Source organism: Burkholderia sp. LAS2 (genome assembly GCF_018417615.1).
GTDB classification, from domain to species: domain Bacteria; phylum Pseudomonadota; class Gammaproteobacteria; order Burkholderiales; family Burkholderiaceae; genus Burkholderia; species Burkholderia sola.
Map to the genome: position 1 here is coordinate 2,327,065 of NZ_CP071052.1, position 21,851 is coordinate 2,348,915.

Annotated in this window: 24 protein-coding genes; 6 read left to right on the forward strand and 18 right to left on the reverse strand. The window is 66.8% G+C overall.

The genetic code is table 11. The annotated features are described in order from the left end of the window. Window positions 1-337 precede the first annotated feature (337 nt). The 7 genes from JYG37_RS10720 to JYG37_RS10750 all read right to left on the reverse strand — a co-directional run bounded on the left by JYG37_RS10720 (window position 338) and on the right by JYG37_RS10750 (window position 6,494). Window positions 338-913, reverse strand: a complete 576-nt coding sequence (locus JYG37_RS10720; protein WP_050015443.1) for a helix-turn-helix domain-containing protein — start codon at window positions 911-913, stop codon at window positions 338-340. A gap of 305 nt (window positions 914-1,218) precedes the next feature. Continuing rightward, a complete protein-coding gene (locus tag JYG37_RS10725) occupies window positions 1,219-2,409 on the reverse strand; it encodes a tetratricopeptide repeat protein (RefSeq protein ID WP_050015445.1) in 1,191 nt (396 codons plus the stop codon). A 16-nt stretch (window positions 2,410-2,425) separates the two neighbouring features. Continuing rightward, window positions 2,426-2,857, reverse strand: a complete 432-nt coding sequence (locus tag JYG37_RS10730) for an ExbD/TolR family protein (RefSeq protein WP_050015447.1) — start codon at window positions 2,855-2,857, stop codon at window positions 2,426-2,428. A gap of 81 nt (window positions 2,858-2,938) precedes the next feature. Next, window positions 2,939-3,361, reverse strand: a complete 423-nt coding sequence (locus tag JYG37_RS10735; RefSeq protein WP_204383252.1) for an ExbD/TolR family protein — start codon at window positions 3,359-3,361, stop codon at window positions 2,939-2,941. A gap of 20 nt (window positions 3,362-3,381) precedes the next feature. Next, on the reverse strand, window positions 3,382-4,287 hold the full coding sequence (locus JYG37_RS10740) for a MotA/TolQ/ExbB proton channel family protein (RefSeq protein ID WP_124640114.1): 906 nt from the start codon (window positions 4,285-4,287) through the stop codon (window positions 3,382-3,384). Window positions 4,288-4,373: 86 nt separating this feature from the next. After that, window positions 4,374-5,075 carry an energy transducer TonB gene (locus JYG37_RS10745; RefSeq protein ID WP_050015453.1) on the reverse strand — a complete coding sequence of 234 codons (702 nt, stop codon included), beginning with the start codon at window positions 5,073-5,075 and terminating at the stop codon, window positions 4,374-4,376. Window positions 5,076-6,005: 930 nt separating this feature from the next. Next, window positions 6,006-6,494 carry an aminoacyl-tRNA deacylase gene (locus JYG37_RS10750; protein ID WP_050015455.1) on the reverse strand — a complete coding sequence of 163 codons (489 nt, stop codon included), beginning with the start codon at window positions 6,492-6,494 and terminating at the stop codon, window positions 6,006-6,008. A gap of 457 nt (window positions 6,495-6,951) precedes the next feature. Here JYG37_RS10750 and JYG37_RS10755 point away from each other — a divergent pair, with 457 nt between their 5' ends. Further along, the gene (locus tag JYG37_RS10755; protein ID WP_050015457.1) at window positions 6,952-7,245 is read left to right on the forward strand and encodes a YciI-like protein; all 294 of its coding nucleotides are present in this window, start codon (window positions 6,952-6,954) and stop codon (window positions 7,243-7,245) included. 40 nt (window positions 7,246-7,285) lie between these two features. On the opposite strand, the gene corA is transcribed toward JYG37_RS10755, so the two are convergent. Continuing rightward, window positions 7,286-8,263 (reverse strand): magnesium/cobalt transporter CorA, encoded by a 978-nt coding sequence (gene corA, locus JYG37_RS10760; protein WP_050015565.1) that lies wholly within the window; start codon window positions 8,261-8,263, stop codon window positions 7,286-7,288. 200 nt (window positions 8,264-8,463) lie between these two features. Between corA and cydX the strand changes: the two genes are divergently transcribed. Together cydX and JYG37_RS10770 are read left to right on the forward strand one after the other, a co-directional pair. Then, the gene (gene cydX, locus JYG37_RS10765; RefSeq protein ID WP_063772904.1) at window positions 8,464-8,610 is read left to right on the forward strand and encodes a cytochrome bd-I oxidase subunit CydX; all 147 of its coding nucleotides are present in this window, start codon (window positions 8,464-8,466) and stop codon (window positions 8,608-8,610) included. After that, entirely contained in the window at window positions 8,607-9,224 is a 618-nt protein-coding gene (locus JYG37_RS10770; protein ID WP_050015459.1) for a P-loop nucleotide/nucleoside kinase family protein, read from the forward strand. The genes cydX and JYG37_RS10770 overlap by 4 nt, the downstream gene beginning before the upstream one ends. Window positions 9,225-9,345: 121 nt before the next feature. Here the strand turns inward: JYG37_RS10770 and JYG37_RS10775 are convergent, their stop codons facing one another. Continuing rightward, the gene (locus JYG37_RS10775) at window positions 9,346-10,446 is read right to left on the reverse strand and encodes a saccharopine dehydrogenase family protein (RefSeq protein ID WP_034181371.1); all 1,101 of its coding nucleotides are present in this window, start codon (window positions 10,444-10,446) and stop codon (window positions 9,346-9,348) included. 489 nt (window positions 10,447-10,935) lie between these two features. After that, window positions 10,936-11,400: an Lrp/AsnC family transcriptional regulator gene (locus JYG37_RS10780; RefSeq protein ID WP_006481526.1), complete on the reverse strand. Its 465-nt coding sequence runs from the start codon at window positions 11,398-11,400 to the stop codon at window positions 10,936-10,938. 247 nt (window positions 11,401-11,647) lie between these two features. Here JYG37_RS10780 and JYG37_RS10785 point away from each other — a divergent pair, with 247 nt between their 5' ends. Together JYG37_RS10785 and JYG37_RS10790 are read left to right on the forward strand one after the other, a co-directional pair. Next, the gene (locus tag JYG37_RS10785) at window positions 11,648-12,199 is read left to right on the forward strand and encodes a Spy/CpxP family protein refolding chaperone (protein WP_050015462.1); all 552 of its coding nucleotides are present in this window, start codon (window positions 11,648-11,650) and stop codon (window positions 12,197-12,199) included. Window positions 12,200-12,332: 133 nt separating this feature from the next. Continuing rightward, complete coding sequence (locus JYG37_RS10790; RefSeq protein WP_050015464.1) at window positions 12,333-12,764, forward strand: PGDYG domain-containing protein; 432 nt, start codon at window positions 12,333-12,335, stop codon at window positions 12,762-12,764. A gap of 35 nt (window positions 12,765-12,799) precedes the next feature. On the opposite strand, the gene JYG37_RS10795 is transcribed toward JYG37_RS10790, so the two are convergent. The 8 genes from JYG37_RS10795 to JYG37_RS10830 all read right to left on the reverse strand — a co-directional run bounded on the left by JYG37_RS10795 (window position 12,800) and on the right by JYG37_RS10830 (window position 20,586). Then, window positions 12,800-13,162: a DUF3022 domain-containing protein gene (locus JYG37_RS10795; protein WP_050015466.1), complete on the reverse strand. Its 363-nt coding sequence runs from the start codon at window positions 13,160-13,162 to the stop codon at window positions 12,800-12,802. Window positions 13,163-13,175: 13 nt separating this feature from the next. Next, window positions 13,176-13,964, reverse strand: a complete 789-nt coding sequence (locus tag JYG37_RS10800; protein WP_050015468.1) for a YhfC family intramembrane metalloprotease — start codon at window positions 13,962-13,964, stop codon at window positions 13,176-13,178. A gap of 55 nt (window positions 13,965-14,019) precedes the next feature. Next, entirely contained in the window at window positions 14,020-15,063 is a 1,044-nt protein-coding gene (locus JYG37_RS10805) for a LacI family DNA-binding transcriptional regulator (RefSeq protein WP_213345389.1), read from the reverse strand. Between the two features lie 318 nt (window positions 15,064-15,381). Beyond that, window positions 15,382-16,347, reverse strand: coding sequence for a 2-hydroxyacid dehydrogenase (locus JYG37_RS10810; RefSeq protein ID WP_089488654.1), 966 nt, complete (start codon window positions 16,345-16,347; stop codon window positions 15,382-15,384). Between the two features lie 4 nt (window positions 16,348-16,351). Further along, the gene (locus tag JYG37_RS10815; protein WP_213345390.1) at window positions 16,352-17,632 is read right to left on the reverse strand and encodes an MFS transporter; all 1,281 of its coding nucleotides are present in this window, start codon (window positions 17,630-17,632) and stop codon (window positions 16,352-16,354) included. 112 nt (window positions 17,633-17,744) lie between these two features. Continuing rightward, the gene (locus JYG37_RS10820) at window positions 17,745-18,737 is read right to left on the reverse strand and encodes a sugar kinase (protein ID WP_089488460.1); all 993 of its coding nucleotides are present in this window, start codon (window positions 18,735-18,737) and stop codon (window positions 17,745-17,747) included. 28 nt (window positions 18,738-18,765) lie between these two features. Beyond that, complete coding sequence (locus JYG37_RS10825; protein WP_050015475.1) at window positions 18,766-19,530, reverse strand: IolE/MocC family protein; 765 nt, start codon at window positions 19,528-19,530, stop codon at window positions 18,766-18,768. Between the two features lie 162 nt (window positions 19,531-19,692). Continuing rightward, the gene (locus tag JYG37_RS10830; protein WP_050015477.1) at window positions 19,693-20,586 is read right to left on the reverse strand and encodes a LysR family transcriptional regulator; all 894 of its coding nucleotides are present in this window, start codon (window positions 20,584-20,586) and stop codon (window positions 19,693-19,695) included. 112 nt (window positions 20,587-20,698) lie between these two features. Between JYG37_RS10830 and JYG37_RS10835 the strand changes: the two genes are divergently transcribed. Continuing rightward, window positions 20,699-21,775 (forward strand): YeiH family protein, encoded by a 1,077-nt coding sequence (locus JYG37_RS10835; protein ID WP_050015479.1) that lies wholly within the window; start codon window positions 20,699-20,701, stop codon window positions 21,773-21,775. Window positions 21,776-21,851 lie beyond the last annotated feature (76 nt).

Genomic DNA, 21,851 nt, shown 5'->3' on the forward strand with positions numbered 1-21,851 from the left:
CGTAGTAAGACCCCGCCTGCTGCGTGCCGGAACCTTGTGAATTCCTTGCGCGTCCTGGGTGCCCGTCTAACGGAACCCGCGATAGCCACTCTTCCGACTGCCGTGACTCGAACGGATCGGCCTCAGGGCACCCGTGCCACTCGGCATCACCATCTCGTTATATTTCGATTCGTGCTACTTACTACATGTCCTGAGCGCGCTTCCTGCCACTTCCGATTCGAGGGATGGCGAGCCCAGCCCCGCCGTCGACGAAAATGCTCGCGCGCCATACTGCGTGCTGCCTTCCATCGATCGGGTACTTCTCCTGCATCGCGGCGTGCAGCACCTGCCGCCTCCGCTAGAACAGCCGCGGCGTACCGACCCAGACGATCACCGCCTCTTCGTCGGCCGTGTTGTGCCACGCATGCGGCAGCGTCGACTCGTAGTGCGCGGTGTCGCCCGCGCTCAACACGAACGTGCAATCCTCCAGCGTGAGCACGACCCTTCCGCGCATCACGTAGAGAAACTCCTCCCCGGCATGCGTCGTCACTTCAGACGGCGACTGCCCCGCCGGTATCCTGACGAGAATCGCGTCGAGCTTGCGACCGTCCACGAGATTCGTCAGCCGCGCAAAGGAGCTCGCCGAGTTCGCGAACTGGAAATACTGCAATGCGTCGCCGCGGCACACCGAGCGCGCCTCGGTCGGCGTGTCGATGAAGTACTGCATCGTCACACCGAGCGCCTTAGCGATTCGGACCAGCGACGTGATCGACGGCGTCGCGCGTCCGCGCTCGACCTGCGACAGGAATGGCTTCGAGATCCCTGCCGTCGTGGCCGCTTCGTCGAGCGTGAGTTTCAGCCGCTGCCGAAGCGCGCGGATCTTGTTGCCGAGCGAAACCGCAACGAGCACCGATTCATCGGGAGGCAAGACCATGGAAGAACGGAACCTCTCAATCGAAATCGGTTTGATGTCGGCAGGCCTTTCCCGGTGCCATGAGACTGCCGCCGCGGCGCGAAACTCCGGTCCCCTTCGCCGCCGGGCGCACGTCGCACGTGCCGCGAAACGGGATTCCCGCTTCGTGGCCGTGCGATTCACGCTCATTTCATTCGGTTTACTAATTAACAAGACTGCCCCTTTTCTTCACCTAGACAGACTTCCCCGCCTTCAGGTCGCCGCGGTACCACGTGTATGCGGCACGGCGCCCATCCCGCATCGCGCGCCTGCTTCCCCCTCCGTCGTTACCGCGACGCGACGGCCGTCCAGAGCTTCGCCAGATCCCCTGATCCGTCGTTACCCTTCACCGTGCGCAGTACCTGAACCGCGTGCGCCTTCTCGCCCGCCACGTAGTACGCCTCGCCAAGCCGCAGCCGCGCCGCATCGGGATGCTCGAGCCCGCCCTTCGCGATCGCCTGCTCCATCATCGACAGCCCCTGCGCCGCGTGGCCCGCGAACACCAGATTCATGCCGACGTCGATCGGGGCCACCGGATTGGCAGCGTCCGCGCCCGACTGCGCGCGCCTGGCGGCCAGCGCCTGCAGCCGTTTCTCGCGGTCCGCCTGCGCATCCTTGCCCAGCACGCCGGATGCGAAACCCTGGTCGATCACCTGCCGGCCTTCGGCCGGCGTGCCCGCCACCAGCGCGAGCTGCGTCATCTCCATATAGGCGTCGGCCGTCGTCAGCGAGCCCGTCGCCCTGCGCAGCCGGTAGATGTCGAGGTCGAGCGACGACAGGTAACCGGGGCTGCCGCGAATCGCCGAGACCATTTCCTCCCAGTACGCGGGGCTCGGATGATAAGCCACCAGCATGGCGAGCGCGCTGCGATACGCGCCGGCATCCTTGCTCTTTTGCGCGCAGGTCGCGAGCATCTGCAACTGCCCTTCGTCGGGCGCGCGGCCGGCCTTCACCTGTGCGTCCGCGCTTGCCTTCAACTGGCTCACGACCTGGCCGCAATCGTTCGACAGGTAATACGATTGCGTGAGCAGCGTACGCATTTCCGGATCCGTGCCGCCCGCCTTCAGGTAGCGCTGCGCGATTCGGATCGCCTGCGGATAGTTCTTCTGCTGGAAGTAGATCCCCGCGAGCGCCGCCGTCGTCCGCTGCTCGTCCTCGCCCGACAGGCGCCCCGAATTCAGCACGGTTTCGTACGCCTGCGCGGCCACGCCCGTATCGCCGGCCGCCATCGCCGCTGCGCCGCGCGTCGCTTCAACCATGTAGGTTTCATACGGCGTGCGGTTGGGCACGGCGGCCGCCTGCGCGATCTTGCCGAGCGCGTCGCGATACTTGTGCGCGCGATACAGGTCCTGTGCCGCCGCCAACGGCTTCGCCACATCGGGCCGCAACGCGTCGGCCGCCCACGCCGGCCGGCCGAGCAAGCAGGCCGCACCGAGCGCCGTCAGCGCCATCATCCGTTTCCATCGTCGCTGGTTCATCGGTCGACCTGTCCCGTCATTGCATGAACTGCTCGTTTCCGATCAGGCCGATCTTCGTCGCGCCCACGCGCTGCGCGGACGCCAGTACGGCCGCCACGTCCTTGTACGGCGCCAGCTTGTTCGGCCGCAGATGGATCTCCGCCTGCACGGGCTCGTGCGCGACCTGCGTCAGCTTCGCCTCGAGTACCGCTCGGTCCGGCACCGGCGCACCGTTCCACGTCGTCGTGCCGTCGAAGTCGATGTCGATCTGCACGACTTCCGGCTGTGTGGCGGGCGGCGGCGGATTGCCCACCGGCAGGTCCATCTTCACCGAATGCATCTGGATCGGGATCGTGATGATCAGCATGATCAGCAGCACCAGCATCACGTCGATCAGCGGCGTGGTGTTGATGTCGACCATCACGTCCGGCTCGCTGCCGCCCCCGCCCGAAGGCACGTTCATTCCCATCGTCTGCTCCTGTCGATGCCTGCTCCGATCCGCTGCGTCGCCGTCGATCGGCAGCGGTGCGTATGCCGTTTCCAGGCAACGTTAGCCACCACGCGCCGGCGGTTCCGTAATGAACGACACCTTCGCGATACCCGCGCGCTCGCACATCGTGATGACCCGGCCGATGAACTCGTAGCGCGTGTTCTGGTCGCCGCGCACGTGCACGCTCGGCTGCGGCTGCTGCTGCGACACCCCCTTCAGCTTCGCGAGCAACGCCGACGTGTCCACCCGTTGCTCGCCCCAGAAGAAATCGCCGTCGCGGTTCACCGCGATCTCGACGCTCTTCGGCGTGGTCTGCAGCGGCTGCACGACCTCTTTCGGCAACTGCAGCTGGATCGTGTGCGTGACGACCGGAATCGTGATCAGGAAGATGATCAGCAACACCAGCATCACGTCGACGAGCGGCGTCGTGTTGATGTTCGCGATCACCTCGTCGCTTTCGTCCTGCCCGACGTTCATGCCCATCGCGCGCCTCCGTCAGCCGGTCAGTTCACGAGCGACGCGGCGGCCGACGGCACGCGAGCGGGACGCTTGCTGCCGGCCAGCAGCACGGTATGCAGCTGGGCGCCGAAGTTGCGCACCCGCTCCATCACCGACTTGTTGCGCCGGACCAGGAAGTTGTAGCCGAGTACGGCAGGCACCGCGACCGCGAGGCCGATCGCCGTCATGATGAGCGCCTCGCCCACCGGGCCGGCGACCTTGTCGATCGACGCCTGCCCCGCGATGCCGATCGCCGTCAGCGCGTGATAGATCCCCCAGACCGTGCCGAACAGCCCGACGAACGGCGCGGTCGAGCCGACCGTCGCGAGGAACGCGAGCCCGTCCTGCATGCGGTTCGACACGTTCGTGATCGAGCGTTCGACGGACACGTCGATCCACGTGTTGCGGTCCACTGCTTCGAGCAGCGCCTCGTCGTGATGCTCGCCCGCCTCGATCGCCGTTTCGGCGATGAAGCGGAACGGCGACGCCTCGTCGAGCAGCTTCGCGCCCTCGGCCAGCGACGGCGCGCTCCAGAGCTGCGCGTCGGCGAGTTTCGCGCGGCGGTTAGCCCGCAACTGCTCGACGAACTTCGTGATCATGATGTACCAGCTCCCCATCGACATGATCACGAGCAGGATCAGCACGAAGCGCGCGACGAAGTCGCCGTTCTTCCAGAGCGCGCCGAGCCCGTACGGATTCTCGACCGCTTCGGTCGCGGCCGGCGCCGGCGGCGGGGCCGACTCGGCGGCGGCGGGCGCCTGCGTCGACGCCGCGGCCTGCGTCGACGCGTCGGATGTCGCCGTGGCTCCGCTCGCTTGCGCGTAAGCGAGTTGCGGCGCAACGAGCCCGTCGATCGCAGCGACGGACATCAACAGGCTTGCCGCCAGCGCGGCCAGAGAACGTTTCGTCATACCCCACTCCAATTCTTTCGTTGAACTTACGATTTGAGTTCAAGCCGGTTTTCCCCGGTCCGGCTCCCGCCGGACCGCCCACTGCATCAATTCAGATTGAACGAGAACGGCACCTGGACCCGCACTGCCTGGCCTTGCGCCACGCATTTGAAGCGCTTCACGGTGTTGTAGGCCGCACGATCGAGCACCGGGTCGGCCGACTGGGCCACGCGTTCGTTCGTGATGTTCCCTTCCGCATCCACGACGAACTCGATCGTCACGTCGCCCGTGATGTTGTTTTCCTGCGCTTCCTTCGGGTACTGCATCGACGCGCGAATCGAGTCCGAATTCGGGCAGACGACCCCGACTTCGTGACTGACCGGCTTGGCCGGCGCGGGCGGTGCGATGACCGGCGCCTGCACGGCCGGCGCGGACGGCGCCGGGGCCGACTGGTGCGTGATCGTTGCCTGCTGCGGGGGCGCCTGCACCGGCACTTCGGGCGGCGGCACGAACGGCGGCGGCGGCGGCGCGAACTTCGGCGGCGGAAGCTTGACGACCGGCATCGGCGGGGGCGGCGGCGGCTTCACCGGCTCGATGATGCGGGTTTCGATCGGATGCTGGATCACCTGCACGACCTTGGTCGCGAGGCCGTTGAGCAATGCGTAGATCAGCACTGCATGCAACAGGAGGACGACTGCGATGCCGCCGAAACGGCGCACCGGATTCTGCTGCTTCTTGCCGAATTCCCGCGGACGGCCCAGCGTGGCCAGTCCGCTGTTCGAAGCAACCAGATGCTCTTCGACTTTCATGCCCACTATCCTTCCCCCAAGCGAATCGCCCAGTTTCGCGATGATGGCCGGCGCCGGAACCGGGTCGGTTCCGTCTCCGCCTCAACCCGAAATTTCATTTTTAATTCAATTTGCAATCCGAATTGAAAGCATCGAATCCGGATCCTGATTTGTGCAATTTCAAGGAATCGTTTCAACCGCAACGGGATAGCCGCCCTATCCGGCGTCTACCCCGAACCAGCGCATTCAGGCAATTGTCAGCTGCGTCGACATAGTCACACTTTTCGTGTGACGACTGGATCGTCGTTACACGCCGATGTCAGCCAAGCCGTTCGTCTTGGGTGCAGAAGATAGCAAGGAAAAAATTTGGGCGTCAAACTTTATTTGATAGTCGAATACAAAGTTTGGAGGCATTACTCGAATAACGAGTTAGTAAACTTCATGAATCATTTTTCATTGATTTAGTAATTGATTTGTATGGTGTCGCACTCATTTAGTGACTTGCGCATAAATAATCACCAGTTTAGTGCGGCGCACCGAATTGGCCCGCTCGGTGCGCGTGTTGCCGGATGTGTTTCGTGGGCGCGCCCGGCGACGGCAGCCGATGAACCACTGCCGCGCATGCATACCGTGCGAGGCCACAGCCCACGCATGCCGGGAACGGGCTTGCATCCGCGCGAACAGGCTCTAGCCGATTCCACGGCGGCTCCGCGATGATCGGATGGCGCTCGCATCGACCACATATCAAGGATTCAAAATCAAAATCAATAGATCTCGCTGCTCGTCCGGTTTCCATTAAATGGTTCGCACAACCAATCTAATTTTCGACTCAGGACTCCGCCGTATCAGCATGAATTCATTCCCCGCCCTCTGCGCGCACCGGCATCTCCCCTCACCGAACCGGTGGAAAATGCCCGCGCGCATCCTTCCTCGACGAACGCCCGGCATCGCTCAGGACAGCATCATCCCCTGCATCCGGTGCGAGAAATGCGCGCGCTCGGCCGTCTCCATCAGCATCAGGAATTCGTCCTGCGTCATGTGAATCAGCGCCTCATGATCGCCGGCCTCGAAATAGACTTCCGGCTGCTGCGCGAGGTGCTCCTCGAGGAACGTCTTCATCCCGTACGCCATGCACACCGGCGGCAGCGCGCCCATGTCGCAATCCTTGAACAGCTCGCGCAATTCGACCTCGCGAGCGAGCACGAGATGGCGTCCCGTCTTCACCCAGAGATCCGACAGACGCACGGCGTGCGTCGTCGGCAGCACGGCGGCGACGTAACCCTCGGCGTCCTCGAGGAGCACGGTTTTCGCGAGGCGATCGCCGGGAATATGCGCGGCGGCGGCCGTCTCCATGCTCGTATGGCTATAGGGGTGGTACACGACTTCGTACCGCGATGACTTCTGGCGCAGGCAATCCTGCAGGGTGGCTGAGACCGGCATGGCGCACCTCGTCTGGGCGAATCGGGTCAATCGGGCGAACGGCGTTCGCTCTTGATTCGTTCAGCATAGGTCGCATTTCGGCCCAATGGAAACGCTCGTGTGCGACGCCAGTCCACCCGGCCCGGCAGCCGCCGCCCTCAGCTTCCATCCGGGCCGCCCGCCCTCGCCGGCATGTGAAATCGGGCCCCGGAATACGTTTCGCAGACCCTCACTTCTGCAGACAGATTTTGGGCAGTGCGCACGTAGATGCGGTCGCGCCCGGCAATTAGCCGATGTACAGACACTAGACCGTTAGTTGCATTTTAGGAAGAACACCAGGATACCTGCGGGCACGCATTGTTCCGAAGCGCGCACCCCAAGGCACGCCAGCCAACCCCGTCGCCAACGGCTTTCCCGGTGCCCTATACTGAGCCGGCCGCCCACCCTCCCGCGGCGGAAACCGACTCCTGGAGCGATCATGCATTACCAGTTGATCTACGAACTCGTCGACGATTACCTGTCGCGGCGCGACGCGTTCCGTGCGGAGCATCTCGCGCTCGCGCAGGCCGCGACCGAGCGCGGCGAACTCGTGCTCGCCGGTGCGCTGGCGGAGCCGGCCGATCAGGCCGTGCTCGTGTTCGAAGGCGATTCGCCGGAAGCGGCCGAATCGTTCGCGCGCGCCGATCCGTACGTGCAGAACGGCCTCGTGAAGTCGTGGCGCGTGCGGCCGTGGCGCGTCGTGGTCGGCAAGCACGCGCCGCGTCCCGCGTGAAATCGGGCCTGCGCAAGCCCGTTATTAGCGTGAACAGGCCCTACAGCCACCCTGCCCGCTTGAAGCGCCACCACAGCGCGAGATCGGCGATGGCCATCACCGCGATGCAGCCGTAGAACCCGTATTTCAGGTGCAGCTCGGGCATGTTCGCGAAGTTCATCCCGTAGATGCCGGCGATCATCGTCGGTATCGCGAACAGCGCGGCGAACGAGCCGAGCCGCTTGGTCACCTCGTTCTCCGCAAGCGAAATCATCCCGAGGTTGACCTGGATCGCGGTGACGACCATCTCGCGGCGCCCTTCGATCGTCTTCACGATCCGCTGCAGATGGTCGTACACATCGCGGAAATAGGCCGCCATCCCGCTGCAGACCTGCGGCACGCGCCCGCCGGTGAGCTTCGCGAGCGGCTCCATCAGCGGCGCCGTGTGCTGGTACAGCAGCACGAGCCGGCGCTTCAGCGAATAGAGATCCTCGATGATCGCGCGCGACGACGCAGGCGTCGCCTTCGCGAAGATGCGATCCTCGAGTTCCTCGAGTTCGGCTCCGAGCGTTTCGAGGATCGGGAAATACCGGTCGACGACCTGGTCCATCAACGCGTAGAACACAAACGCCGACCCCTCCCGCAGCAGATGCGGCTCCCGCTCGCAGCGCTTGCGCACGTCGCGGAAATCGTGCTCGGTATGGTTGCGGATCGACAGCACGTAATTCGGACCGACGAACACGTTCAGTTCGCCGACCTTGAATTCGCCGTCATCCTCGAGTTCGACGGTATGCAGCACCGCGAACAGCGAATCGCCGTATTCCTCGATCTTCGGCCGCTGATGTCCCTTGCGGGCGTCCTCGAGCGCCAGTTCGTGCAACCCGAATTCCTCGCCCATCAGGTCGATTTCCTCGGGCGTCGGATCCTTCAGCGCGACCCATACGAAGCATTCGGGCTTCGACACGTAATCGCTGATGGCGTCGATGTCGATGTCGGCCAGCTTGCGGCCGTCCTGGTAAGCAGCGCAGTTGATCAGCATGTTGTCCACGATGTTGCGGTTTGCGCATCAGTTTACCGGTTTGCTGCACGGACGGCCCGGCTTGCGCGGTACGCCGATATTGGTCATGATCGTGCTGCGTGCGCCGCAGCACGCGCGTCGGGGCACGTCGACAGGCCCACCGGGCCTGCGTTGCGCAACGCACAACGACCGTGCGACCCCACCGTCAAGGAGACAGACCTATGTGGTATTTCTCGTGGATACTCGGCATCGGCGTGGCGCTCGGCTTCGGCATCATCAACGCGATGTGGCTGGAAGCGGAAGTGTTCTCGCGCGGCGACAAGCGCAGCGACACGTCGCGCCAGGAGGCGGGGAGCCGGTATTCGTGACGCATCTCGTGTTCTTCTGCGGTCACGCCGGCACCGGCAAGACCACGCTCGCGAAGCGGCTCATCGGGCCGCTGATGCGCGCGACCGGCGAGGCGTTCTGCCTGCTCGACAAGGACACGCTGTACGGCCGCTACAGCGCGGCCGCGATGGGCGCGCTCACGGACGATCCGAACGACCGCGACAGCCCGCTCTACCTGAAACATCTTCGCGATCCCGAATACCAGGGCCTGCTCGACACGGCCCGTGAAAATCTCGCGCTCGGCATCGGCGCGCTGGTCGTCGGCCCGCTGTCGCGCGAAGTGCGCGACCGGCGCATCCTCGATCGCGCATGGCTCGGCATCGCGCCCGACGTCACGCTGACGGTCGTCTGGGTCCACACGTCGGAAGACGTCGCGCACCAGCGGATCGTCGCGCGCGCCAATCCGAACGATGCGTACAAGCTCGCGCATTGGGACGAATACCGGCAGCGCCGCTTCGTGCCGACCGGCCGCGAATGCGACGGCATCGTGATGTTCGACAACACCGCGCCGTCCGACGCAGACATCGACGCGCTGCTGCACCGCATCGTGCCGCCGCCGCAACCGGCGACGATCGTCCCGCCGCTGCCGGCCTGAGCGCGCCGCCCGGCGCCGTTCCCGCTTCTCCCAAAAAACAACGCCGGAAGCGCTGCTGCGCTCCCGGCGTCGTACGGCCCTCGTGCCGGAGATGGGCTGGCGAATCGTCTGATAACGACGGTCAGGCGACCGCGTGCACGCGCTCCATCGTGCCGCCTTCGTACAGTTTGCCGAAGCGGTTCGACAGGAACGCCTTCAACGACACCTTTTCCTGCGGGATGAAACCGCTCTGCGGCAGCTTCTTTTCGCGGAACAGATCGAGCACCGCGCACATCGCGCCGGCCGTCGTGATCTGGATCGCGCTCATGTGCATCCCGCACACGTCCTTCGCGAAGATCTTGCGCGTGAACACGTCCTGCACCAGCTGGCCGTCCTTCACGCCCGTCACCGTGACGAACACGAGCACGACGTCCTGCTTCGTCGACGGCACCGCGCGGCGCATGATCGACTTCAGCGTGTCGCGATCGGTCGACAGGCGCAGGTCTTCCAGCAGGAACTGCACGAGTTCGCGGTGGCCCGGGTAGCGCACCGACTTGTAGTCGAGCGTCTCGACCTTGCCCGACAGCGTCTCGCACAGCGTGCCGAGGCCGCCCGACGTGTTGAACGCTTCGTATTCGGTGCCGTCGAGCGAGAAGTGCTCGAGGCCTTCGAGCGGCTGCACCCACTGCTTGCGGCCGTCGCGGATCGCTTCGCACGGCTGGCAGTATTCGTTGATCAGGCCGTCGACGCTCCACGTCAGGTTGTACTTCAGCGCGTTGGTCGGATATTCGGGCAGCGCGCCGACGCGCATCTTCACGTCGCGCACTTCGCTGAAGCCGTTCACGAGCTCGTGCGCGGCGATGCCGATGAAGCCCGGCGCGAGGCCGCATTGCGGCATGAACGCGCGGTCGGAGCCGTCGGCCAGTTCGCGGATCGCATGGGTGGCGCGCACGTCTTCGGTCAGGTCGAAGTAATGAACGCCCGCGGCCTTCGCAGCGGCGGCCACGTTGACAGCGAGGTAGTAAGGCAGCGCGTTGACGAGCGCATCGAAGCCCTTCACCGCTTCGCGAATCGCATTCGCGTCGGCCGAGTCGACCCGTTGCGTCGCGATGCCTTCGCGCGACAGCTTCGCGAGCGCATCCGCGTCGCGGTCGAACGCGACGACTTCGTAGTCGCCCGTTTCGCGCAGCATGTGAGCAATGGTGTGGCCGATCAGACCTGCGCCGACGATGGCGATTTTCATGCGCTTATCTCCTGATGATGGGTTGGTGTTGTGGACGGCGTTGAGCCATGGACACAGTGTAGGGACGCTCAAAATCAGTTCCAAGACGAAGAATGATGCGAAACGACCTGTAGTTTCGACGTTATGACGATATATTTCGTCTAAACGACCAAATCATCTAAAAATCGCGTAGAGGCACTGCCGCAAACCGGCCGTTGGCGGTTGCGCATTGCGAGGACGAAAACGAGGACACACCGCGTGACATCGGACGCACGCACTGACCGTGCGTCAAGATGCAACACGCCGGTCAAAGCGGAATACGAAAGGAGATTCGGGAGAGATGCGCGAAGGGACGACCGCGGTCATCCGTGTCGATCATGAAGTACGACGAAGGCCAATACGAATGCGAGCGGAGACGTACCCGTCGTCAAGCCGAGCACCTGTGATGCACCGCTCCCTGCGCGGTGCATGCACGCGCGCCGTCATGCACGCGCCGCGTGCAGCAACAAGTCAGCCGCCGATCGTCCCGCGATCGATCTTGCGCGACAGGATGATCGACGTCGTCGTGCGCTCGACGCCTTCGAGCGTGCCGATCTGGTCGAGCAGATCGTTGAGCCGTTCGGGCGAATCGGCGCGCAGCCAGGCGACGTAGTCATACTCGCCGCTCACCGCGCACAGCAGCTGGACTTCCGGCATCCGGTCTAGCTTGCGCAATACGTCCTTGCCGAACTTCGGCGTGAGGATGATGCCGACGTACGCATAGATGCTCGCATCGAGCACGTCCTGCCCGAGCCGCACGCTGTACCCGGCGATCACGTTGGTGCGTTCGAGCCGCGCGATGCGCGCGACGACCGTCGTGCGCGCCACGTCGAGCTGGCGCGCGAGATCCGCGACGCTCGCGCGCGCATCGGCTTGCAGCAGCGCGACGAGCTGCCGGTCGAGATCGTCGAGTTGGTCGAGGCGGGGTGGACGCATGACGCTGGGCCGGCACGCACGTGCCGGCGGAGTGGAAAGTGACGCGATGATAGCGCCGAACGCCGGCGCGCCCAACCGGCATGGCCCGGATACGAACCGTCGATTTCGATTCGTATCGGATGTAAGCAAGTGTCGCATTCACTGCCGCCCCGCAGGCAACGTGCTACTAATAACGACGACGCGAGAGGCGCGCCGGCGGCGATGGCCGCCGCGCCCGCTCGCAAGACACCACCCCGGAGAGCCAACCATGAAGAAAATCTCGCTCACCCTCGCTACGCTCGTCGTTGCAGCCAGCGCATTCGCGCAAACCCCGGCGCAGCCGCAAGCACCGGCCCAGGCGCCGGCCACGACGGCCGCGGCATCGGCCCCGAGCGCCGAGCAGCGCGCGGCACGCCACGAAGCGCGCACCGAGCAGCGCATCAAGTACCTGCACGACCAGTTGAAGATCACGTCGGCGCAGGAGCCGCAATGGAAGACGTTCGCCGATACGATGCGCGACAACGGCGCCACGATGGGCCGCCTCTACAGCGAACGGATGGCCAAGCACGACGTGTCCGCGCTCGACGACATCAAGCAGTATGCGGAGCTGTCGCAGGCGAATGCCGACGGCGCGAAGAAGCTCGCCGACGCGTTCGCGCCGCTCTATGAGAGCTTCCCGGCCGAGCAGAAGGCGCTGGCCGACACGACCTTCCGCAGCTGGCTGCACCACGGCGGCGAGCACCACGGCAAGGGCAGGACGAAGGGCAAGGAAGGCAAGGCGGCCGCCGCGCCGGCCGCGAGCGCGCCGGCGCAGCCCTGACGCGCCCCGCCGGCGCCGTGCCGGCCCGCCCGGGCCGAACGGCGCCGCGCCGCGATCGGCGACGGCGCGTCACACGGCGCGCCGAATTCGGGATAAGCTCCCGGCTTTTCCCGCTTTCCCGCCCTTCCCCGCCATGCTCGAACTCAAGCAACTCGATCTGCGTACCGATCCGCAGGCCCGTCGTGTCGTCAAGGACGAAACCGTCGCCGTGTCCTTCGCGGACGCCGACGGCGAACTGATGAGCCTCGAAGGCCCGAACCGTTATGTGACGGGCGACGCGCTGATCACCGGCTCGACCGGCGACCGCTGGGCCGTGTCGCGCGCGCGCTTCGACGCCAAATACCTGCCCGCCGACCCGGCGCTCGCGCACGGCGCAGCGGGCGCCTACCGCAACCGGCCGGCCGTCGTGCTCGCGCGCCGGATGGACGAACCGTTTACGATCGCCCGCTCGGAAAACGGCGACACGCTGCGCGGCGTGGCCGGCGACTGGGTGATGCAATACGCGCCCGGCGACTACGGCGTCGTGCAGGCGCAGCGCTTCGCGCAGGTCTACCGCGACGCGTAACGCGTCACGCGCCGGCACGCGGCCGGCGCCACCGCTCACGCAAAGTCTTCGTCGAGCTCGAGTTCCGCGTCGCGCTCGACGGCCTCGCCGGCCGCGTGCCGTTCTTCGAGCGACCCGAGCATCGCTTCCGTATACGCATGCAGCACCGCATGGCTGCGCGCGCGCTGCATCGGCTTGAGCGCCAGATAGCGCGCGAGCGCGGCCGGCACGATCCGGATGTCGAGCGTCATCCGCTTCGGCGTCGCGCCGAACCGCATCGCCAGCCAGTGCACGGACAGGAAGCGCCCGCGCGCGTCGCTGCTTTCGGCGAAGCGCGTCTGCTCCGGAAACAGATCGCAGATCACGCGCGCGAGCGCGTCGAATTCCGCGCTCTGGCATTCGATCAGGTAGTCGTCCATTCCGTCTCTCCCGTCAGGCCGCCGCACGCGACGGCCGGCACGTCTTCACCAGCACGACCACCAGCACCGCGGTCAGCACGAAATACGCGGCCTCGACCCACGCGGCCGGCAGCACGCGCACCTGGTACAGCAGCGTCGGCGTCGCCGCGAGCGCATGCAGCACGATCGCGAGCGGCAACACGGCGATTCGGCCGGCCCGCACGCCGCGCCACACCAGCACCGACAGCGCCAGTTGCACCGCGAATGCCGCGCAGCGTTCGAGCAGCAACAGCAGGATCGACTGGGCCGACAGCGTCGCGAGCATCATGTGCAGCCGCACCACGGTGTCCACCGGCAGGTCGGCCAGCTGCGTCTCGAGCTGGCCGCGGCTCGCGAGCCACGCGAGATACGACCACTGGCCCCACACGAGCACGCCGACGAACCACGCTTCGGCGCCGCCGTGACCGATCCCGTAGCCGATCCCGCGACCGTCGCCGGCCGATGCGCCGTAGCGGCGCTCCAGAAAACGCATCCCGAGATAGCGGCCGACTTCCTCGAATACGGCGGTCGCGAGCGCGCCGTATGCGACGAATGCGAGCGGCTGCGTCAGCCAGCCGTCCTCGGGCGTGTGGCTCAGCACGAGACCGTGGAACGCGCGCTCGAGAATCATCGCGAACAACGTGAAAACGGCGACGCCGACGATCGTGTCGCGGCGGTTGAGCGCAAGCGGCTTGCGCAGGATGCGGTAAAGGACGAGCGGCAGCAGCGCGATGATCAGCGTGGCGGCGATCAGCGCCGCCAGCGTGACGGGAGCGACAGTCATGTATTTCCTTGGTTCGGGGCAGCGCACCTGACGCGCCGCGTGCCCCGAATGATACTCAGCTTGCGGTCGACGCGCGCGCGATCAGCTCGCCGGGCAGCATCGCGACGCGCACGTCGCCCGCCGCGCCGTCGATCCGCTCGTGCACGAATTCGACGGCCTTGTAGCCGATTTCGTAGGTCGGCTGACGGATCGTCGTGATGCCGATCAGCTCGGCCCATTCCGGATCGTCGATCGACAGCAGCGCCGCCTGCTGCTGCCACGCGGCGCCGAAACGCGCGCGCAGATGGCGCGCGATCGCCAGCGCGACCGGTGCATTCGCGGCGAACAGTGCGGCGCGCACGCCGCGCCGGGCCGCATCGTCGAGGCGGGCATCGACGTCGGCGAGCGCCGCCGCGGCCACGTCGGGTTCGTTCAGGTCGAGCACGATCGTCGGCGGCACCGGCAACCCGCGCGCCGCCAGCGCCGCGCGGAACGCGGTCTCGCGCACGCGCCGCGAGCTGACCCGCTCGAACGGCTGCACGACGAAATGGATCGCGTCGAAGCCGTGTTCGACCAGGTGCGCGAGCGCCGTCTCGATCGCGTCGGTATTGTCGAGGCCGATCAGGTCGGCCTCGAAGCCCTCGACCGTGCGGTCGACGAGCACGGCCGGAATGCCTGCGCCGCGCAGCGGGCGCAGCACGTCTTCGTCGGCGCCGAGCGCGTTGACGATCAGCCCTTCGACGCGGTAAGTCGTGAGCAGTTGCAGGAAGCGGCGCTCCATCTCGACTTCGTTCGCCGCGTGACAGATGAGCGGCATGTAGCCGAGCGCATGGCACGCGGCCTCGACGCCCTGCAGCACTTCGACGGTATAAGGATTGGTCAGGTCGGCGGCGAGCATGCCGAGCAGCCGGTTACGGCCGCGCTTGAGCCCTCGCGCCATCTGGTTCGGCCGGTAGTTGAGCCGCGCGATGGCCGCCTCGATCCGCTGGCGCAGATCGACGGACAGCACATGCGTCTCGCCGTTCAGATAGCGCGAAACGCTGGTCTTGCCCGTGCCGGCCTCGCGCGCGACGTCGCTGATCGTCGCCGGACGCGTCGTGGAAGGTTGCGAATCGGTCACTGTCGTGCCTCGCGACGTACGATCCGCGCCGCTTCGTGAGCAGACGGACCATTGTTGTTGGAAACGTAAGCCAACCGGCGGCCTCCCCTGTCGTGGCGCGTGGGCGCCTGCGCTGGCCCGGTGCGCTGTCGAGCCGCGCCCGCCAGCAGCGTGCTACGGCAGTCGGCCGCACCGGACCTGGCGCGGATGCCCGTCGCGCGACACCGCCGGCCGCGTGGCCGGCCGTCGATACGACGAGCGCGGGCGATCATAACGCAGCCAGCCCTCTCGCACCAAGATCATCGACTCTAATGGCGCCGGGCGGTTATCGCAGGCGGCTCAGGCATGCGCCAGCGCATCCGGATTGACGAGATTCGTGCGCAGCGTGCCGGCCAGCGCGCCGACCAGGTTCTCCGCGGCGCAACGCGCCATCGCATCGCGCGTCTCGTGCGTCGCCGAGCCGATATGCGGCAGCGCGACGACGTTCTTCATCTGCAGCAGCGGCGAATCCGCCGGCAGCGGCTCCTTCTCGAATACGTCGAGCCCCGCGCCGCGGATCGTCCCCGCGCGCAGCGCGTCGACCAGCGCGGCTTCGTCGACGACCGGCCCGCGCGACGCGTTGATCAGGATCGCGCCGCGCTTCATCTTCGCGAATTCGGGCGCGCCGATCAGGTGGCGCGTGTCGGGCGACAGCGGCACCTGCAGGCACACGAAATCCGACTGCGCGAGCAATTCGTCGAGCGTCACGCGCCGCGCGCCGTACTGCGTCTCGGCCTCCGCATGCGCGGACCGGTTCGCGTACAGCACCTGCATCCGGAAGCCGAGCGCCGCGCGGCGCGCGACCGCGCCGCCGATCCGCCCGAGCCCGACGATGCCGAGCGTCTTGCCCTGCACGTCGGTGCCGTACAGGTCCGGGCCGATGCTGCGATGCCAGTGGCCGGCCTTCACCCACTCGGCCAGCTCGACCACGCGGCGAGCGGAGGCCAGGATCAGCGAAAACACCGTATCGGCCGTCGACTCGGTCAGCACGTCCGGCGTATGCGCGAGCACGATGCCGCGCCGCGTGAGATCGGCGACGTCGAAGTTGTCGTAGCCGACCGAGATCGTCGACCACGCCTTCAGCCGCGGCGCACGATCGAGCATCTGCGGCGTGACCTTCAGGCTCGCGCCGATCGCGCCGTCTGCGTCGCCCAGCGCGGCGGCGAGTGCGTCGGCGCCGTCGGCCTGCACGACGTCCGCATGCTCGCGCAGGTACGCGAGAACGTCATCGGGCAGCGGCTTGTACGCGACGATACGGGGCTTCATCGTTTCATTTTCCTTGCAGCGGCGCGGCGAGCGGATGCGCATCGCGCGCCTGGGGTTTGACGGACAGCGTGAGGATCACCGCGGCGACGAGCGCGGCGCTCATGAATGCGTACGACGCGACGGGCGACCCGGTCGCGCCGTTCAGGTAGCCGACGAAATACGAGCCGACGAACGAGCCGAGCGCGCCCATGCTGTTGATCAGCGCCATCGCGCCGCCGGCGACGTTCCTCGGCAGCAGTTCCGGCACGATCGCGAAGAACGGGCCGTACGGCGCATACATCGCGGCGCCCGCGACGACCAGCAGCGCATACGAGATCCAGAAATGCGACGAGCCGAGCGCGTACGACGCGGCGAACGCGGCCGCGCCGACCAGCAGGAACGGCCACACGAAACCACGACGCGAACCGACCTTGTCGGACGCCCACGACGCGGCGAGCATTGCGATCGTCGCCGCGAGGTACGGCAGCGCGGACAGCCAGCCGGTCGCGACCATCCCGAGGTCGGAGCCGTTCTTCACGATCGACGGCAGCCACAGCACGAAGCCGTACACGCCGATGCTCCAGCAGAAATACTGCGCGCACAGCTTGATCACGGCCGGCGAGCGGAACGCCTCGCCATAGTTGCGCACCGGCTTGATCGCCGCCTGCTCGGCCGCGAGCGCGGCGTCGAGATCGCGCTTTTCCTGGGCGCTGAGCCACGGCGAATCGGCCGGCTTGTCCTGCACGAGCACCCACCAGCACGCGGCCCAGATGATGGCCGGCACGCCTTCGGCGATGAACATGTGGCGCCAGCCGAATTCATGCACGAGATAACCGGACACGATCGACATCCACAGCACGGTGACCGGGTTGCCGAGGATCAGGAACGTGTTCGCGCGCGAGCGTTCGTTCTTCGTGAACCAGTTGCTGATGTAGATCAGCATCGCCGGCATCACGGCCGCCTCGACGATGCCGAGCACGAAGCGGATCGCCATCAGCGACGGAATGTTGCTGACCACGCCGGTCAGCGCCGCGCAGCCGCCCCACAGCACGAGGCTGACGAACACGAGCTTCTTCACGCTGCGGCGTTCCGCGTAGATCGCGCCGGGGATCTGGAAGAAGAAATAGCCGAGGAAGAACAGCGCGCCGATCAGCGACGACAGGCCCTTGCTGATGCCGAGATCCTGGTTGATGCCGGCTGCGGCCGCGAACCCGTAGTTCGCGCGATCGAGGTAGGCGAGGCTGTACGTGATGAAGACGATCGGCATGATCGTCCACCAGCGTCGAGCTGCGAGATTGGCTGCCATCAGAGTGTCTCCTGAGTAGACCGGCATCGGCGCATCGTTGCGTCGTCCGGTCTCATGCAAAACCGTGCATGAAGCACGAAATGGATCCGCGGATTGTGCCGTGTCCGGCCTCTCATTGCGCGGTGACGGTTTCCTCTAAGCGATCGGCGCGATTGCTGACCTTTTCGAGCCGGTCGAGCGCATCGCGCGTCGGCAATCCTTCCGAATCGCCGATCACCTGGATCGCGAGCGCACCGATCCGGTTGCCGCGCGCGACCGCCTGCTCGACGCTGCGCCCTTCGAGCAGCGCGCTGACCACGCCGACCGCGAAGCCGTCGCCGGCGCCGACCGTATCGACGACCTTCTCGACGCGCTCGCCGGCGACCGTGCCTTCGCGGCCGTCGGCCGTGCGGAAATACGCGCCTTGTTCGCCGAGCTTGATCACGACGCCGCGCGCGCCCTGCGCGAGATAGAAGCCCGCGATGTCGGCCGGCGTGTCGTGCCCGGTGAGCTGCCGCCCTTCGGCGAGGCCCGGCAGCACCCAGTCGGCGAGCGTCGCGAGCGCATTCAGCGTCTTCGCCATCACGTCGGCGGACGGCCACAGCGTCGGGCGCAGGTTCGGGTCGAACGAGATCGTCTTGCCGGCCGCCCGCATTTCGCGCGCGAGCCGGAACGCGAGTTCGCACGACGTCGCCGAGATCGCCGGCGCGACGCCCGTCAGATGCAGGTGGCGCGCGCCGAGCACGTAGTCGGCCACGTAGTCGTCGCACGACAGGTGGCTCGCCGCCGAACCCTTGCGGAAATATTCGACGGTCGGGTCGCTGCCGTCGTCGTTGCGCGACTTCAGCTGGAAACCGGTCGGGTAGCGCGGGTCGACGGTCACGCACGACGCGTCGATGCCCTCGCGCGCCAGCGTGTCGAGCACGTAGCGGCCGAACGAATCGCTACCGACCCGGCTCATCCAGCCGACCCGGAAGCCGAGCCGCGACAGCCCGATCGCGACATTGAGATCGGCGCCGGCGATCCGCTTCGCGAATTGTCCGGCGTGCGCGAGGTGGCCGGGCTCCGTCGCGACGAACATCGCCATCGCTTCGCCATAGGTCACGACATCGAGTGCTGCTTTCATGACTGAACTCCTCAGGATCCTTCCGCGGTCACGCGGTTGCAAGCCACGCGACGCGCCGGCACGCATCGCCGGCCAGGTCGGCCGCGTCGAACGGAAACTCGATGCCGCGCGGCGCATGCTGCGGCAGCGCCGCGAGCACGCCGGTCACGAGCGGATCGTTCGGCGCCGGCGCGACGGCGAACCGGCGCGCGCCCTCGCCTTCGGTGGCCTTGCAATGAATGTATTCCACATGCGGCGCGAGCACCTGTGCGCAGTCGAGCGGCGCTTCGCCGCGCCACTGCCAGTTGCCGATGTCGAACGTCATGCCGAGCGCATCGCGCATGCCGGCATCGGCGAGCGCATCGAACAGCCCACGGAACTGCGCGAACGCGCCGCCGACCTCGAGCTGGCCGTTCTCGACCACCACGCGGGCCTGCGCGCCGCGCGACAGCGCGACGATTTCGGCCGCGTGCGCGTCGCCGGCGAAGCCCCCGAGCTGGAATTTCACGAAGCGTGCGCCGAGCGCATCGGCTTGCGCGAGCCCGTCGCGCAATGCGTCGGCATCGAGCGCGCCCGTTTCCGTATACAGCGAGTCCGGCGTCGAATAGACCGACCACAGCCCGTGGCCGGCGATCTGCGCGCCGAGCGCGGCCAGCGCACCGGGCGCCGTGTCGTCGTCCGACGCGAACAGTTCGCGCCGTACCTCGAAACCGGTCGCGCCGGATGCCGCCACGGTCGCGATGAATGCACTGTGGCCCTCCTGGCGCACCCGGTCCATCCCGAATGCGCTCGCCACGATCACGATGTCTGCCATGTTGCCCTTTTTCACCGGAATGGAACCGGTTCCATTTGCTTGAGACGGATGGTGCGCTTCGCCTCGGACGCACGCCATAGAGGAAATCCCTAACGCTCCGTTATCGCACGAATGCGCGCCGCGCCCGCGTGCAACGCATGTTCCCGGCGCAACTTCGGTCGACTACGCGAGGCGCTGCGCGAGACTCATTTCGAGGAATTGCGCGGCGAGCCGCGACGGCGCGCCGCCATGCGGGACGAGAATGGAGAAATGCCGCGTGAGCGGTGCGGGCGCCAGCGAGCGCAGCACGAGCGCCGCATCGTCGTGACGCAGCGACATCGCGGACACGAACCCGACGCCCATCCCCGCGCGCACGGCCTCCTTCACGGCCTCGACCCCGGCGATCTCGAACGCGACGCGCATCGGCGCGCCGCCATGTGCGAACGCGCGCTCGACGAGCTGCCGTACGGCGGAGCCCGCCTCGCGCAGCACGAGCGGATGCGCGGCGAGCGCGTCGAGCGTCACGCCCGCGTCGTAGCCGGGCGCCGCGAGCGGATGGCCGGCCGGCACGATCGCGACGATCTCGTCCTCGTGCCACGCGTGCACGGCCGTACCGGGCGGCAGCGCCTCGCCGGGCGGCCCTTCGATCAGCGCGAGGTCGAGCGACGGCAGCGCCGCGACCACGTCGGCCGTGTTGCCGCTCATCGTCTGGATCGCCACGCGCGGCGCGCGCGGCTGGAACGCCGCGATCAGGTACGGCAGCAGGTAGCTCGCGGGCGTCGTGCTCGCGCCGATGCGCAGCGTGCCGGCTTCCAGCCCGCGCACCGCGTCGCGAAACGCACGCGCCTGCGCGAACGTGTCGCGCTGCGCGTTCGCGTACTGCGCGAGCTGTTCGCCGACCGGCGTCAGGCGGATGCCGCGGCCGTCGCGCTGGTACAGCGGCTCGCCGAACTCGTCCTGCAGCAGCCGCAACTGGCCCGATACGGCCGGCTGCGACAGATGCAGCGCCACGGCGGCGCGGCTGATGTTCAGATGCTCGGCGACGGCGGCGAACGTTATCAGTTGATCCGGGGTCATGGGAACGAATTATCGGCTTTCCGGATAGTTTACGTCACAAATCACAATTTTTCATATCGATATAACGAAATTAGGATTACACCATCGCCACACGCTCCATCACGGTGCTTCCATGTCCACTGCTCCGACTCCCTCTCTCAGCCACGCCGCGCCGTCGATGCGCGGCCAGTTGAACGGCGTGCTGTTCGTCGCGCTGTTCGCCGCCGCCGTCACGAGCCTGTCCGAGCTTCCCGCGATCGCGGGGCTCGGCCTGTCGCCGCTGATCGTCGGCATCGTCGCCGGCGCGTTGTACGGCAACGCGCTGCGCGACGGCATGCCGGCCAGCTGGGCGGCCGGCGTCAATTTCTCCGCCCGCAAGCTGCTGCGCATCGCGGTCGCGTTCTTCGGCTTGCGCGTGAGCCTGCAGGAAATCGCGCAGGTCGGGCTGCCGGGCCTCGCGGTATCGGTGCTGGTCGTCGTCAGCACGCTCGCGATCGGCACCTGGGTCGGCATGAAGCTGATGAAGCTCGACCGCGACGCCGCGCTGCTGACCGCCGCCGGCAGCGCGATCTGCGGCGCGGCCGCCGTGCTCGCGTTCGAATCGACGCTGCAGTCGAAACCGCACCAGAGCGCGATGGCCGTGGGCAGCGTCGTGCTGTTCGGCACGCTGTCGATGTTCCTGTATCCGCTCGCCTATCACGCCGGGCTGCTGAACCTCGATCCGGCCGGCCTCGGTCTGTTCTTCGGCGGCACGATCCACGAAGTCGCGCAGGTGGTCGGCGCGGCGAGCGACATCAGCCCGCAGGTCGTGCACGTCGCGACGATCGTGAAGATGACGCGCGTGATGCTGCTGGTGCCCGTGCTGCTGGCCCTCGGCTGGTGGCTCGCCCGTTCGGCGCGCTCGGCGCACGACGCGGCCGGCGGCACGCACGGCAAGCGCAAGGTGGCGGTGCCGTGGTTCGCGCTCGGTTTCCTCGGCTTCGTGATCGTCAATTCGCTGAACGTGCTGCCCGCGGACGTCACGCATACGCTGAACGTGCTCGACACCTTCGCGCTGACGATGGCCATGACCGCACTCGGCATCGAGACGCGCGTCGCGCAGATCCGCGCGGCCGGCCCGCGCGCGCTGATGACCGGCCTGATCCTGTACGTGTGGCTGATCGCCGGCGGCTACGCGATCACCTGGGCCGTGCAGCACTGGCTTGGCTGAGCCGCACGTCCGCGACGGCTCGCGCGCCGCGCCCTACGGGAAGCCCGACGGGGAAGTCCCGCGGGCGCGGCGCAGT

Coding starts and splice junctions, on each gene's coding strand:
- JYG37_RS10720 (WP_050015443.1), bottom strand. CDS start 913: ATGGTCTTGCCTCCCGATGAATCGGTGCTCGTTGCGGTTTCGCTCGGC.
- JYG37_RS10725 (WP_050015445.1), bottom strand. CDS start 2,409: ATGAACCAGCGACGATGGAAACGGATGATGGCGCTGACGGCGCTCGGT.
- JYG37_RS10730 (WP_050015447.1), bottom strand. CDS start 2,857: ATGGGAATGAACGTGCCTTCGGGCGGGGGCGGCAGCGAGCCGGACGTG.
- JYG37_RS10735 (WP_204383252.1), bottom strand. CDS start 3,361: ATGGGCATGAACGTCGGGCAGGACGAAAGCGACGAGGTGATCGCGAAC.
- JYG37_RS10740 (WP_124640114.1), bottom strand. CDS start 4,287: ATGACGAAACGTTCTCTGGCCGCGCTGGCGGCAAGCCTGTTGATGTCC.
- JYG37_RS10745 (WP_050015453.1), bottom strand. CDS start 5,075: ATGAAAGTCGAAGAGCATCTGGTTGCTTCGAACAGCGGACTGGCCACG.
- JYG37_RS10750 (WP_050015455.1), bottom strand. CDS start 6,494: ATGCCGGTCTCAGCCACCCTGCAGGATTGCCTGCGCCAGAAGTCATCG.
- JYG37_RS10755 (WP_050015457.1), top strand. CDS start 6,952: ATGCATTACCAGTTGATCTACGAACTCGTCGACGATTACCTGTCGCGG.
- corA (WP_050015565.1), bottom strand. CDS start 8,263: ATGCTGATCAACTGCGCTGCTTACCAGGACGGCCGCAAGCTGGCCGAC.
- cydX (WP_063772904.1), top strand. CDS start 8,464: ATGTGGTATTTCTCGTGGATACTCGGCATCGGCGTGGCGCTCGGCTTC.
- JYG37_RS10775 (WP_034181371.1), bottom strand. CDS start 10,446: ATGAAAATCGCCATCGTCGGCGCAGGTCTGATCGGCCACACCATTGCT.
- JYG37_RS10780 (WP_006481526.1), bottom strand. CDS start 11,400: ATGCGTCCACCCCGCCTCGACCAACTCGACGATCTCGACCGGCAGCTC.
- JYG37_RS10785 (WP_050015462.1), top strand. CDS start 11,648: ATGAAGAAAATCTCGCTCACCCTCGCTACGCTCGTCGTTGCAGCCAGC.
- JYG37_RS10790 (WP_050015464.1), top strand. CDS start 12,333: ATGCTCGAACTCAAGCAACTCGATCTGCGTACCGATCCGCAGGCCCGT.
- JYG37_RS10795 (WP_050015466.1), bottom strand. CDS start 13,162: ATGGACGACTACCTGATCGAATGCCAGAGCGCGGAATTCGACGCGCTC.
- JYG37_RS10800 (WP_050015468.1), bottom strand. CDS start 13,964: ATGACTGTCGCTCCCGTCACGCTGGCGGCGCTGATCGCCGCCACGCTG.
- JYG37_RS10810 (WP_089488654.1), bottom strand. CDS start 16,347: ATGAAGCCCCGTATCGTCGCGTACAAGCCGCTGCCCGATGACGTTCTC.
- JYG37_RS10815 (WP_213345390.1), bottom strand. CDS start 17,632: ATGGCAGCCAATCTCGCAGCTCGACGCTGGTGGACGATCATGCCGATC.
- JYG37_RS10820 (WP_089488460.1), bottom strand. CDS start 18,737: ATGAAAGCAGCACTCGATGTCGTGACCTATGGCGAAGCGATGGCGATG.
- JYG37_RS10825 (WP_050015475.1), bottom strand. CDS start 19,530: ATGGCAGACATCGTGATCGTGGCGAGCGCATTCGGGATGGACCGGGTG.
- JYG37_RS10830 (WP_050015477.1), bottom strand. CDS start 20,586: ATGACCCCGGATCAACTGATAACGTTCGCCGCCGTCGCCGAGCATCTG.
- JYG37_RS10835 (WP_050015479.1), top strand. CDS start 20,699: ATGTCCACTGCTCCGACTCCCTCTCTCAGCCACGCCGCGCCGTCGATG.